The organism is Nocardia sp. NPDC059240, assembly GCF_042753865.1.
In the GTDB taxonomy this organism is placed as follows: Bacteria; Actinomycetota; Actinomycetes; order Mycobacteriales; family Mycobacteriaceae; genus Nocardia.
Genome location: NZ_JBHZAC010000009.1, coordinates 14846 through 27836 on the forward strand (window position 1 = coordinate 14846; position 12991 = coordinate 27836).

Annotated in this window: 9 protein-coding genes; 3 read left to right on the forward strand and 6 right to left on the reverse strand. The window is 67.3% G+C overall.

The features are described from left to right. Window positions 1-35: 35 nt before the first annotated feature. The 3 genes from nirB to ACFXHA_RS29955 form a co-directional block, all read right to left on the reverse strand. Window positions 36-2588, reverse strand: coding sequence for a nitrite reductase large subunit NirB (gene nirB / locus ACFXHA_RS29945; protein WP_379362681.1), 2553 nt, complete (start codon window positions 2586-2588; stop codon window positions 36-38). Window positions 2589-2626: 38 nt separating this feature from the next. Next, the gene (locus tag ACFXHA_RS29950) at window positions 2627-4117 is read right to left on the reverse strand and encodes a nitrate/nitrite transporter (protein ID WP_379362332.1); all 1491 of its coding nucleotides are present in this window, start codon (window positions 4115-4117) and stop codon (window positions 2627-2629) included. A gap of 280 nt (window positions 4118-4397) precedes the next feature. Next, the gene (locus ACFXHA_RS29955) at window positions 4398-5567 is read right to left on the reverse strand and encodes an MFS transporter (protein WP_379362682.1); all 1170 of its coding nucleotides are present in this window, start codon (window positions 5565-5567) and stop codon (window positions 4398-4400) included. Between the two features lie 218 nt (window positions 5568-5785). Here ACFXHA_RS29955 and ACFXHA_RS29960 point away from each other — a divergent pair, with 218 nt between their 5' ends. Both ACFXHA_RS29960 and ACFXHA_RS29965 read left to right on the forward strand, forming a co-directional pair. Next, window positions 5786-6469 (forward strand): FadR/GntR family transcriptional regulator, encoded by a 684-nt coding sequence (locus ACFXHA_RS29960; RefSeq protein ID WP_379362333.1) that lies wholly within the window; start codon window positions 5786-5788, stop codon window positions 6467-6469. A gap of 176 nt (window positions 6470-6645) precedes the next feature. Further along, on the forward strand, window positions 6646-8106 hold the full coding sequence (locus ACFXHA_RS29965; protein ID WP_379362334.1) for an MFS transporter: 1461 nt from the start codon (window positions 6646-6648) through the stop codon (window positions 8104-8106). Between the two features lie 114 nt (window positions 8107-8220). On the opposite strand, the gene ACFXHA_RS29970 is transcribed toward ACFXHA_RS29965, so the two are convergent. From ACFXHA_RS29970 to ACFXHA_RS29980, 3 genes are all read right to left on the reverse strand, one after another. Further along, window positions 8221-9072 (reverse strand): TIGR02569 family protein, encoded by an 852-nt coding sequence (locus ACFXHA_RS29970; RefSeq protein WP_379362683.1) that lies wholly within the window; start codon window positions 9070-9072, stop codon window positions 8221-8223. A gap of 155 nt (window positions 9073-9227) precedes the next feature. Continuing rightward, complete coding sequence (gene moeZ, locus ACFXHA_RS29975) at window positions 9228-10412, reverse strand: adenylyltransferase/sulfurtransferase MoeZ (protein ID WP_379362335.1); 1185 nt, start codon at window positions 10410-10412, stop codon at window positions 9228-9230. A 116-nt stretch (window positions 10413-10528) separates the two neighbouring features. Further along, window positions 10529-11482 carry a sigma-70 family RNA polymerase sigma factor gene (locus tag ACFXHA_RS29980; RefSeq protein WP_379362336.1) on the reverse strand — a complete coding sequence of 318 codons (954 nt, stop codon included), beginning with the start codon at window positions 11480-11482 and terminating at the stop codon, window positions 10529-10531. Window positions 11483-11583: 101 nt separating this feature from the next. Here ACFXHA_RS29980 and ACFXHA_RS29985 point away from each other — a divergent pair, with 101 nt between their 5' ends. Further along, the gene (locus tag ACFXHA_RS29985; RefSeq protein WP_379362337.1) at window positions 11584-12987 is read left to right on the forward strand and encodes a DHA2 family efflux MFS transporter permease subunit; all 1404 of its coding nucleotides are present in this window, start codon (window positions 11584-11586) and stop codon (window positions 12985-12987) included. The last annotated feature ends 4 nt before the right edge of the window (window positions 12988-12991 follow it).

Below are 12991 nucleotides of genomic sequence, written 5' to 3' on the forward strand. Positions count from 1 at the left end.
TGGTACCGACGTCCTGTTTCCAAGCGGTTAAGCAGTCATTTCCCGTGCGTGGCGGACTCGGTGACCTTGGCAATACCGACCGGCATGTCCGGAATGCCGAGCAGTACCGGAACCTTGCGCTCACCGGTCTCGTCGAAGCCGATGGTCGGGTCGGATTCCTCGGGCGCGTTCACGAAGGACACGAAGCGCGAGAGCTTGCCCTCGTCCTCGAGCACCGCGGCCCACTCGTCCTTGTAGCCCTCGACATGCTTGGCCATGGCGGCCTCCAGGTCGGCGGCGATACCCAGGCTGTCCTCGCAGACGACCGCCTTGAGGTAGTCCAGGCCGCCCTCGAGGGCCTCCTGCCACGGCGCGGTGCGCTGCAGCCGGTCCGCGGTGCGGATGTAGAACATCAGGTAGCGGTCGATGTACTTGATGAGCGTCTCGTCGTCGAGCTCGCCCGCCAGCAGCACCGCGTGCTTGGGGGTCAGACCGCCATTGCCGCCCACGTACAGGTTCCAGCCGTGCTCGGTGGCGATGACGCCGACGTCCTTGCCGCGCGCCTCGGCGCACTCGCGGGCACAACCCGACACGGCCAGCTTCAGCTTGTGCGGGGAACGCAAACCGCGGTAACGCTTTTCGAGCAGCACCGCCATGCCGACCGAATCCTGCTGGCCGTAGCGGCACCAGGTGGAACCGACGCAGGACTTCACCGTGCGCAGCGACTTGCCGTACGCGTGACCGGATTCCATGCCCACGTCGACCAGGCGCTTCCAGATCAGCGGCAGCTGCTCCACCCGCGCGCCGAACAGGTCGATGCGCTGACCGCCGGTGACCTTCACGTACAGGTCGAATTCCTTGGCGATCTGGCCGATGGTGATGAGCTGGTCGGCGGTGACCTCACCGCCGGGCATGCGCGGCACCACCGAGTAGGTGCCGTTCTTCTGCAGGTTGGCCAGGAAGTGGTCGTTGGTGTCCTGCAGCGCGGCCTGCTCGCCGTCGAGAATGTGATCGCTCGAGGTCGAGGCCAGGATCGAGGCCACGGTCGGCTTGCAGATGTCGCAGCCGGTTCCGGTGCCGTACTTGGCGATCAGGCCCGAGAAGGTGCGGATGCCGGTGGACTGGATGATGTGGAACAGCTCGGCGCGCGACTGCGCGAAGTGCTCGCAGAGCGACTTCGAGACCGCCACGCCCGACTGCTCCAGCAGCTTCTTGAGCATGGGAACGCAACCGCCGCAGGAGGTTCCGGCGTTGGTGCAGCTCTTGATGGCGGGCACGTCGCAGGCACCGTCGGCGATCGCGCCGCAGATCGAACCCTTGGAGACGTTGTTGCAGGAGCAGATCTGGGCGTCGTCGGGCAGGGCGTCCGCACCGAGTTCCGCACCGGCCGGGGAGATCAGCGCGGCCGGGTCGGCCGGCAGCGGGCGGCCGACCAGCGGGCGCAGCGCCGAGTACTGGGTGGCGTCACCGACCAGCACACCGCCGAGCAGGGTCTCGGCGTCGTCGGAGACCACCAGCTTGGCGTAGGTGCCCTTGGCAGCATCGTGCAGGACCACCGAGAGCGCGCCCTCGGTACGGCCGTGCGCGTCACCGAAACTCGCGACGTCCACACCGAGCAGCTTCAGCTTGGTGGACAGGTCCGCGCCCGGGAACTCGCCCGCGCCGCCGAGCAGGCGGTCGGCGACCACCTCGGCGGTGCTGTAGCCGGGGGCGACCAGGCCGTAGCAGACGCCCTCGACCGCGGCGACCTCGCCGATGGCGTAGATGTTCGGGTCCGAGGTCTGCAGGCCCAGGTCGGTGATGACACCGCCGCGCTCGCCGACCGTCAGGCCGGCGCTGCGGGCGATCTCGTCACGCGGCCGCACACCGGCGGCGAAAACCACCAGGGCGGAACGCAATTCGCTGCCGTCGGAGAAGGTGACCTTGAGCTGCTCGGCCACCGGCGCGCCCTCGACCGCTTCGATGCTGGAGGTGCCGACGCCGGTGTGCACGCTCAAACCCAGCTCGGTGACCAGCTTTTCGAGGATCGCGCCGCCACCCTCGTCGATCTGGGCGGGCATCAGCCACTTGTTGAACTCGACCACGTGCGGGGTCATGCCCAGCAGGCGCAGCGCGTTGGCCGCTTCCAGACCGAGCAGACCGCCGCCGACCACCACGCCGACCGCGCCCGGACCGGCCGCCTCGGCCGCGGCCCGGATCCCGTCGAGATCCTCGAGCGTGCGGTAGACGTAGTTGCCCGGCAGATCGTGGCCGGGGACCGGCGGCACGAAGGCGTACGAGCCGGTCGCGAGAACCAGTGCGTCGTAAGCGATCACCTCGCCGGTGGAGGTGGTGACCTTGCGGTCGGTCTTGTCGATGGCGTCGGCCTTCACGCCCAGGCGCACCTCGACGAGATCGTCACCGGCGTACTCGTTGCCGGGCAGGGCCAGCGCCGAGGTCTCCCAGGTGCCCACGTAGGAGGAGAGCCCGACGCGGTCGTAGGCGGCCAGCTTCTCCTCGCTGAGCACGATGACCTGCCAGGTCCCGGCCTCGTCGCGGGAGCGCAGCGCCTCCACGAAACGGTGTCCGACCATGCCGTGTCCGACGACGACGACGGTCTTGCGTTCGATGCTGTGGGTCATGACGGTCCCTCTTTCGCGAATGGACGTCAGGCGCGAGCCGACGAGGTGGACGGGGAATCGGTTCCGGCGGTGCCGGATTCGGCCTCGAGCACCAGTGCTTCGGCCTCGACGACGACATCGGCGTCGGTGGTTTCAGGAGCGAGAGCCCGCAGGCTCGGACGGCGCATGAAGACCGCCCAGCAGACCAGGCCGCACACCACGTAGAAGGCCATGAAGACCCAGAAGGCGGTGGTCGCGGACTTGGTGGAGGCGTAGGAGCTGCGCAGCACCAGGTTGATGCCGACGCCGCCCAGTGCGCCGATCGCGCCGACGAAGCCGATCAGCGCACCGGAGGTGTTACGGGCCCACGCCGCGCGGGAGGCCGAATCACCTTCCAGCGAACGGGATTTCGCCTCGAACACCGACGGGATGATCTTGGTGACCGCACCGTTGCCGATGCCGGAGATGACGAACAGCGCGGTGAAACCGACGATCAGCGCCACCATCACGCCGCCCTTCGGGTACCCGGCGTGATCGCCCATCGTGGAGGACACCGCGACCACCACGGCCGCCGCCGTCATGGCGAGGAAGGTGAAGAGCGTGACCTTGCTGCCGCCGATGCGGTCGGCCAACTTGCCGCCGTAGGGGCGGGCCAGCGAACCCAGCAGCGGGCCGATGAAGGCGATCTGCGCGGCGTGCAGGGTGGCCGCCGCGACACTCGCGCCGCCCGCCTTGAAGCTGATCTGCAGCACCTGACCGAAGGCGAAGCTGTAGCCGATGAACGAACCGAAGGTGCCGATGTACAGGAACGCGATGGCCCACGACTGCGGCACCTTCAGCGCCTTGAGCATGTAGGACAGGTCGGCCTTCTGGTTCTTCACGTTGTCCATGAACAGCGCCGCGCCGATGGCCGCGACCACGATCAGCACCAGGTAGACCGCGCACACCACCGAGGCATTGCCGTAGGCGTTGCCCAGGGTCGCGATCACCGCCAGACCGATCAGCTGCACGACCGGCACACCGATATTGCCGCCACCCGCGTTCATGCCCAGGGCCCAGCCCTTGAGCCGCTGCGGGTAGAAGACGTTGATGTTGGACATCGAGGAGGAGAAGTTGCCGCCGCCCAGGCCCGCGAAGGCCGCCACGATCAGGAAGGTCGTGTAGGAGGTGCCCGGCTGGTTGATGAAGTACAGCGCCAGCAGCGTGGGGATCAGCAGCAGCAGCGCGCTCACGATCGTCCAGTTGCGGCCGCCGAACTTGGCGGTGAGCACGGTGTACGGGATCCGCGCGAGGCCACCGACCAGAGTCGGTACCGCGCCCAGGAAGAACTTGCCGGCCGGGTCGATGTGGAAGGTCGCGGTCGGCATGAACAGCACCATGACCGACCAGATCGACCACACCGAGAACCCGACGTGCTCGGCGAAGACCGACCAGATCAGATTGCGGCGCGCGATGTTCTTACCACCGGCTTCCCAAGCGGCGACATCCTCGGCATCCCAATGCTCGATGTCGCGCTTGCGGGTCAGCGTCGTCAACAAGAGGCCCTCCTGAAATCTGGATGGCCTCAAGGTAGAAAACGGGTATTGCGGTGATGATGCGCGAAATGACCGTTAAATCAACGGTTGCTCACGAAATCCGACCATTCGGCGTGAGAAGTGGGCTTATGTTTCGCCCGTGTGACACAACGGTTTCCGCAGGCTACATATCACCAGGAAACACGAATCCGAGCCGTGAGGTGAGAGCCTTGCCACAAAGCATGGCCCCAACCTCACGGCTCGGCAACTCGAACGGTGAAATTATTCGAATGGCGGAGAACCGCTAGTTCCAGGTGTCCTCGAGCAACTGCGGCTTGCACGCCACCCAGCCGCCGACGATCAGAACGACGACCGCGAGCACCAGGAAGCCGAAGGGAGCCAGCCAACCACCGGTCATCGAATGCAGCGCACCGAACACCAGCGGGCCCAGGCAAGCCACGGAGTAGCCGACGCCCTGGGTGAACCCGGACAGCGAGGCCGAACCGGCACCCGTGCGGGTGCGCAGGTTGATCAGCGTCAGCGCCATCGGGAAGGTCGACGGGCCCAACCCCAGTGCCAGCACCCACAGCAGCGGGGCGGCCATCGGCGCGAACAGCAGACCGGCGAAACCGATCAGGAAGAACACCGCGCAGCCGATCACCACCGGGAACGGATTGGCCATGCGGCCCACCACGACCGGCGCACCCAGCGCGGCGACCAGGCCGATGAGCGCGAAGATGCCGACCATGCTGCCGCCGAAGGACGCGCTGGCCCCGGCATCGCTGAAGATCGTCGGCATCCAGGTGAACAGCGAATAGGTGATCAGCGAGGTCATACCGAACATGAAGGCCATGCCCCAGGCCAGCGGCGAGCGCCACACCTTGCCGGATTCGGTGGCGCCGGAAGGCAAGACGCTTGCCTCGGAGGCCAATTCGGTGGTGTCGACCAGCGCACGCTGACGGCGGACCCGCAGCACGGCGATCCACGGCAGCGCGGCGGCGAAGGCCAGCGCGGCCCACATGCCCACCGAGAGCCGCCAGCCGTGCGCGTCGGCCATCGGCACCGTGATCAGCGCCGGGAAGACCGTGCCCAGCTGCACCATCACGATGTAGACCGAGCTGAGCACCGCCAGCCGGTCGGAGAAGTACCGCTTCACCAGCGGCGGGATCACGATATTGCCGATGCCCATGCCGGCCAGCGCGAAGGCCGAGAAGGCCAGCAGCTCCCAGGTATTGGGCACGATGGCCCGCAGCACCTGGCCGACGCCGGTCATCAGCATGGCGACCAGCGCGGTCATTTCCAGGCCCAGGCGACGCGAGATGATCGGCGTGATCAGCCCGCCCAGGGCGAACATGGCGGTCGGCAGCATGCCGAACACACCGACGACGGCGGTCGAATAGCCGATGTCGTGGCCGATCCGCCCGGCCAGCGGGGTGAACGCGGTGACGGCGACGCGCAGGGTCAGCGCGGACATCACGATCGCGGCGAAGACCAGCAGGCGGCCCTCGAAGAGCGAGCGCTTGGAGAGTTCGTGCGGGAGCGGGGTGCGATCGATGGCGGCGGGTCGGCGGGGCGCGGGGGCGGTCCCCCGCGAGGTTGTCATCGTCTCATCCATCGTCGCAGTCACCACGAAATCATAGGATGACCCGATGATGTGATGCAACGAATGTGAGGCAGGGTACGCTGTCCCCCGTGCAACCAGTCCGGCGCACGAGCCTCATCGCCCAGGTGACAGAGCAGCTTCGTGCCGAAATCCGTTCCGGCCGTTGGGCCGTCGGCTCGCGTATCCCCACCGAGCCCGAACTCACCGAACTCACCGGCACCGGCCGTAATACGGTGCGCGAGGCCGTACAGGCGCTCGTGCATGCCGGCATGCTGGAACGCAGACAGGGTTCGGGGACCTACGTCATCTCCACCTCCAGCCTCGGCGGGACGCTGTCGTCCTACTTCGCCGACGCGCATCAGCGCGATCTGCTCGAACTACGGCAGGCTCTCGACACCACCGCCGCCCGGCTGGCCGCCACCCGCCGCGACGAGACCGATATGGCAACCCTGCGGCGACTGGTCGAGGACCGAACCCGGTACTGGGACACCGACTTCGAGGCCGCCATCGAGGCCGATGTGCAACTGCACCGCGCGATCGTCGTCGCCAGCCACAATGCGGTATACCTGGAGTTCTACGACTCACTGCTGCCCGTCATCGCCGAGGGGATCCGATTCCGGTCCGAGCGCGAGGGCGAGACCTATCACGAGGAACACGCCGAACTGGTGCAGGCGGTGATCGACGGCGATCCGGAACGCGCGGCCCGCACCGCGAACTGCTTCCTCAACTCGCTGATGGCCGAATACCGGACGCTTGATACGAAATTCGAGTAACCGGAACGTCACCGCGCGGCACGCCGAAAAGTGAGCTGGAATTACCTTTCCTGTCACCGAATGCCATTCGCACGTAAAAAGTAGTTCCTACGGTTGAACGCGACCGCACCGGTTCCCCTCCCCTACCGGGAACCGATTGATGAGGGCGGTCGCGACAGCCGAGAGGACACCTGCTCATGGCCACCGTTGTAGAGGCACCCGACACCGCCTTCACCTTCCAGAAACGCGGGCGGTGGATCGACCGCTGGGAACCGGACAACAATGAATTCTGGGAAAACGGGGGTAAACAAACAGCCCGCAAGAATCTGATGTTCTCCGTGTTCGCGGAGAACCTCGGCTTCAGCATCTGGGTCATCTGGGCCAGCATCGTGACCGCCATGGGCTCGGCCGGATTCGCCTTCCTGGGCGCGAAGAACCCCGACGCGGTGAACAACGCCCTGCTGCTCACCTCCACCCCGACCCTGGTCGGTGCGGCACTGCGCGTCCCCTACACCTTCGCCATCCCGCGCTTCGGCGGCCGGGCCTTCACCGCCTTCAGCGCGGCCATGCTGCTCATCCCCACCCTCGGCATCGCCTACTTCATCAACCACCCGAGCACACCCATGTGGGTGTTCATGGTGCTGGCGGCCCTCGCCGGCGTCGGCGGCGGCAACTTCTCCTCCTCGATGGCCAACATCAACTTCTTCTTCCCCGAGGGTAAGAAGGGCGCGGCGCTGGGCATCAATGCCGCGGGCGGCAATCTCGGTGTGGCACAGACCCAGTTGTTCGTGCCGCTGATCATCACCCTCGGCACGCACATCTTCGCCAAGAACCCGGGCGGCTACCGGTTCGGCATCACCCTCGCGGTGCTCATGTGGATTCCGTTCATCCTGATCGCCCTGTTCGGCGCGCTGCGCTACATGGACTCGCTCTCCGGCGCGAAATCCGATGGCTCGTCCTACAAGCTGGCCCTGAAGAACCCGCACACCTGGGTGATGGCCGTCCTCTACATCGGCACCTTCGGTTCCTTCATCGGCTTCTCCTTCGCCTTCCCGACCCTGCTCAAGGCCAACTTCCCCAGCCTCGCCAAGATCGGCTGGATGGGCACGCTCGGCAACCTCGCCTTCCTCGGCGCGCTCGTCGGATCCATGAGCCGGCCCTTCGGCGGCTGGATCGCCGACAAGCTCAGCGGCGCGAAGATCACGCTGTATGTCTTCGGCGGCATGGCGGTCTCGGCGGCGCTCATCGTGGCGTCGTTGTCCGCCAAGAGCTTTCCGCTGTACCTGATCTCGTTCCTGCTGCTGTTCGTGTTCAGCGGCATCGGCAACGGCTCCACCTACCGGATGATCCCGATGATCTTCACCGCCGAAGCGCGCAAACGCGCTTCGGAGACCGGCGGGGACATCGCGGAAGCACTGGTGTCGGCGAAGCGGCAGGCGGGCGCGGCGATCGGTGTCATCGGCGCGGTCGGCGCGGCGGGCGGCTGGGTGCTGCAGCAGGCACTGCGACTGTCGAACACCCACTACCACAGCATGAATCCGGCCTTCTGGGGATACGTGGTGGCGTACCTGGCCATGGGCGCGCTGACCTGGTGGTTCTACCTGCGGTCGTCGTTCGCGGTCGGACGGGTGCCCTCGCTGGCGCACGCCAACGTGTAAAGCACGACGCAAGCTTTGGAAGCGCGCTCTTCCAAAGATCCCCTCCCCTCGGGGGATTGAGAAGGCCGCACCGGAATCGTCGCCCGGTGCGGCCTTCTTCATGAGTGCGATCGGCTACAGCAGCAGCCGGATCATGTCCGCGGTGCGGGACAGCCCCGGGAACGACTCCGGCGTGGAGCGTGGATGCAGGGCATGGACCGCGAGCCGGAACATGACCGCGCGCACCAGCATCTGCGGCCATTCGGGCAGATCCGCCCAGCGTTCCAGCAGGCCGTCGTCCGCGCCGCCCCACGACAGGGCGTCGACCACGATCACCGCCGCGGCCCACGGGGCGGGCCGCCAGTACGGGGTGATGTCGGTGAGACCGGGCGCGAAACCACTCGAGAACAGCACGGTGCCGAACAGATCCCCGTGCACCAGCTGCGCGGGCGTGCTCACCGGTTTGCGCAGGGTGGACAGCTGGGTGATCAGCGTCAGGCTGCGGTCACCGTCGGGCGAGGTGGAGTCCAGCATGCCGCCCAGCTTCAGGCTGCGCAGCGGAACAGCCTCCCACGCAGCACGATCCGAGGCCGCGAAGACATCCACATCCGCCCACGGCGCCACCGGCTGCGCGGCCAGGAAGCGGGGACGCTCCAGCTGCACCGTCTTCTGATGCAGGCGCAGCGACAGCGACACCACCTCGTCGTGGCGCGGCTCGGGCAGACCGTCGAGATAGGTGTCGGCGCGCCAACCCGAAACGACATAGCGGCCATCGGTGGCGCGGACCGGGCGGGCCAGGCGGATACCGTCCACCCGCAGCGTCTCGCGCACCTTCGCCGACCAGGCGGCCCGCGCGTGATCGGTCACCGGGCTCAGCACCACGTCGCCGAGTCGCCAGCCGCCGTCCCAATTGCCCAGCGGAACCGGCGCTTCCTCGCGCAACCCGAAGGTCGAGCGCACGTGCTCGGGAGGTTCCACAGCTGTCATGGTCACGCGCGTACGGTACCGCCGTAAAGAGGCGGGAATCGGACGCCACGCGGGATAACCGACCACCCGGAACGAACTCGGGAAGTTGCCGGAAATTTTGCGTGTCAGGACCTGAAACAGGGGTCCGGAAGACCTACTCCCGGACCCCTATTCGGTCAGTAGACCGGCAACGACGGGTCAACCTGGTTGGCCCAGGCGATGATTCCGCCCTGCAGGTGGGTGGCGTCGGAGAAACCGGCGTTCTTCAACGCGGCCAGGGCCTCCGCCGAGCGGATACCGGTCTTGCAGTGCAACACGATCGGCGTGTTCTGCGGCAGTTCTGCCAGGGCCTCGCCGGACAGGATGCGGTCCTTCGGGATCAGGGTCGCGCCCTCGATCCGGACGATGTCCCATTCCACCGGTTCGCGCACATCGATGATGGCGACATCCTTGCCCGCGTCGAGCATCTCCTTGAGCTCGCGCGCGGTCACGGTCGAACCGATCGCGGCGGCCTGACCCTCCTCCGACACCACGCCGCAGAACGCGTCGTAGTCGATGAGTTCGGTGATCGGCTCACGCTCGGGATCGCGGCGCAGCTTGATGGTCCGGTAGGACATGTCGAGTGCGTCGTACACCATGAGCCGGCCCAGCAGCGGGTCGCCGATGCCGGTGATCAGCTTGATCGCCTCGGTCACCATGATCGAACCGATCGACGCGCACAGCACGCCCAGCACGCCGCCCTCCGCGCAGGAGGGGACCATGCCCGGCGGCGGAGCCTCCGGGTAGAGATCGCGGTAGTTGATGCCACGACCGTCGGGGGCGTCCTCCCAGAAGACCGAGACCTGGCCCTCGAAGCGGTAGATGGAACCCCACACGTACGGCTTGCCCGCCAGCACGGCGGCATCGTTGACCAGGTAGCGGGTCGCGAAGTTGTCGGTGCCGTCGACGATCAGGTCGTACTGCTGAAACAGCTCGATCGCGTTGTCGGGCTCGAGGCGAATCTTGTGCAGCTCCACATTGATTCCGGAATTGATCTCCAGAATCGAATCGCGGGCGGAGTCGGCCTTGGAACGGCCGATATCGGATTCGCCGTGAATGATCTGACGCTGCAGGTTCGACGCGTCCACCTCGTCGAACTCGACGATGCCGAGCGTGCCCACGCCCGCGGCGGCCAGATACAGCAGTGCAGGAGAGCCGAGCCCGCCCGCGCCGATCACCAGCACGCGGGCGTTCTTCAAGCGTTTCTGCCCGACGGTCCCCAGGTCGGGAATGATCAGATGGCGGCTGTAGCGGGCGACCTCGTCCCGGGTCAGCTCCGCCGCAGGCTCCACCAGGGGCGGCAGGGAGGCATGCGATGACACGTCTTCGGACTCCTCAATCGAATTCGCCGGGATACTCGCGGCCATTGCTGCAACACCGGGACGGACGGTGTTCTTCCCCGAGTCTATTTCCCGGTTCCGGCCGGACCGGACGCGGGTCAGAGCCAGGCCGGGAGGTCGAAGAGGCGGAACAGGTCGGGGTCGTGGAACAGATCCATACGGGCGATGCCGTCGTGGTCGAGGGTCAGGACGTGCAGGTTCGCGGCCTGGTAGATCTCGCCGTCGGTTCGGACGTAGGCGGCCAGCGCCGGGCGGCCGTTGGCCCGGACCGGCACCATGCGGAAGCCCTCGCCGCGGGCGAAGACCCCGGCCAGGAAGGCCGTGACCGGATCGCGGCCGTGGAACCAGGCCACGAAAGGCGGCATCTGCAGGAGAGCGTCCTCGCGCAGAATCCGCTTCAGCGCATCGATATCCATGGTCTCGAAGGCCTCGACGTAGCGGGCCAGCCACTCGCGCTGCTCGGCATCCGCGAGTTCGCCGGGACCGGCGTCGATGCCGGGCAACTGGGCGTGCGCCCGCTGGAGCGCACTGTTGACCGCCGCCGTCGTGGTGTCGAGCAGCCCGGCCACCTCGGCGGCGCGCAGTGCCAGCACATCCCGCAGGATCAGCACCGCACGTTGTAGCGGCGGCAGATGCTGCAAGGCGGCCACGAACGCCAGCCGCACGCTCTCCCGGGCCGCTACCACCGCGGCCGGGTCACCGTCGCCGAGCATCGCGTCCGGAAACGGTTCCAGCCAATGGATTTCGCGGGCGGGCGGCAGACGACCAGGTCCCACCACAGGATTCGGCTCCGCCAAATCCACCGGCAGCACCCGCCTTTCGGCGCTCGCGAGCGCGGTCAGGCAGACATTGGTGGCGATCCGATACAGCCAGGTTCGGATCGAAGCCCGTTGCGGATCATAGGATTTCGCCGCCTTCCAGGCACGCACCTGGATCTCCTGCACCAGATCCTCGGCATCGTGCAGCGAACCGGTCATCCGGTAGCAGTAGGCGAGCAGTTCCGAACGATGTGAATCAGCGACGGCGACCACGTCGTCGACAGTGGCGGTCATCCCACCTTGCTAGCACGGCAACTGCTCCCCGTCGAGCGATGAGTTTTCGCCGACCCGCGAGTACGTACCGGCAACACCCCTACTCGCTCGGAAGGTCAGCCATGACCACGCATCAGCGCTGGACGCTCGCCCTGGCTTCGGTGGCGTCCCTCATGGTGGGGCTCGACGCGCTCGTCGTCACCACCGCGCTCAACACCATTCGCGTCAAACTCGGTGCCTCCCTGGAAGCACTGGGCTGGACACTCAACTCCTACACCCTCGCCCTGGCCGTCCTGCTGCTCACGGCGGCCGTACTCGGCGATCGATTCGGCCGCCGGCGCCTGCTCATCGCCGGGCTGGTCCTGTTCACCGCGGCCTCGGCCGCCTGCGCGCTGAGCACCGGCATCGACTGGCTGATCGCGGCCCGCACGGTGCAGGGCGCGGGCGCGGCAATGATCATGCCCGCCTCGTTCGCGCTGGTCGGGGTGGCCTTCCCACCCGAACAGCGGGGGAAGGCCATGGGTATCTTCTCCGGGGTCGTCGGGCTCGCCATCCTCGGCGGACCGGTGGTCGGCGGAGCGGTCGTGCAGGGACTCACCTGGGAGTGGATCTTCTGGCTCAACGTGCCGATCGGGCTGGCACTGATCCCGCTGGTGCGACGGTTCGTGGCCGAAAGCACCGGGCCCGCACGGGATGTCGACATCATCGGGGTCGTGCTCTCCGGACTCGGCGTACTCGGCCTGATCCTGGGCCTGGTCCGCGGCAACACCAGCGGCTGGACCAGTGCCGAGGTGCTGGGCGCGTTGATCGGCGGCGCGGTGCTGCTGGCCGCCTTCGTCGGCTGGGAGTCGCGGGCCCGGCAGCCGATGATTCCGCTGCGGCTGTTCGCCCATCGCGGTTTCAGCGCCGCGAATCTGGCGGGCGTGCTCATGACCGCGGCGCTGTTCGGCACCGCGTTCTTCTTCGCCCAGTACCTGCAGGCCGGGCTGCACAACAGCCCACTCGGCTCCGGCCTGCGCCTGCTGCCCTGGACCGCAACGCTTTTCGTGATCGCACCGCTCTCGGGGTCGGCCATGGCCCGGGTCGGTGAGCGGCGACTGGTCGTGAGCGGCCTGCTGCTCGCGGCCGTCGGCTTCGGCTGGATCGCCCTGGCCGCCGGAACCGGTGCCGGATATCCGGCCCTGGTCGTGCCCATGCTGCTCGCCGGAGTGGGCATCTCGGCCGCCATGCCCGCAGTGCAGAACGCCGCCATCAGCTCGGTCGAACCCGAAGCCATCGGCACTGCCTCGGGCATCTACAACGCCACCCGGCAGTTCGGCGGCAGCCTCGGAATCGCGGTCACCTCAGCGGTTTTCACCGCTACGGGTGGCTACGGCACGACGGTCGCGGTACAGCACGGCTTCCGGGCCGCGATCCTCGCCACGGCGGCGAGCGCGGGTCTGGGAGCCCTGGTGGGCCTGGGTGTCACCGTCCGGCAACGGAGTTCGGCGGTTCCGGCCACCGAACCGGTGGCCGCCGCCGCCTGATCGC

Coding starts and splice junctions, on each gene's coding strand:
- ACFXHA_RS29955 (WP_379362682.1), bottom strand. CDS start 5,567: ATGTCCGCGCTGACCCTGCGCGTCGCCGTCACCGCGTTCACCCCGCTG.
- ACFXHA_RS29965 (WP_379362334.1), top strand. CDS start 6,646: ATGGCCACCGTTGTAGAGGCACCCGACACCGCCTTCACCTTCCAGAAA.
- ACFXHA_RS29970 (WP_379362683.1), bottom strand. CDS start 9,072: ATGACAGCTGTGGAACCTCCCGAGCACGTGCGCTCGACCTTCGGGTTG.
- ACFXHA_RS29980 (WP_379362336.1), bottom strand. CDS start 11,482: ATGACCGCCACTGTCGACGACGTGGTCGCCGTCGCTGATTCACATCGT.
- ACFXHA_RS29985 (WP_379362337.1), top strand. CDS start 11,584: ATGACCACGCATCAGCGCTGGACGCTCGCCCTGGCTTCGGTGGCGTCC.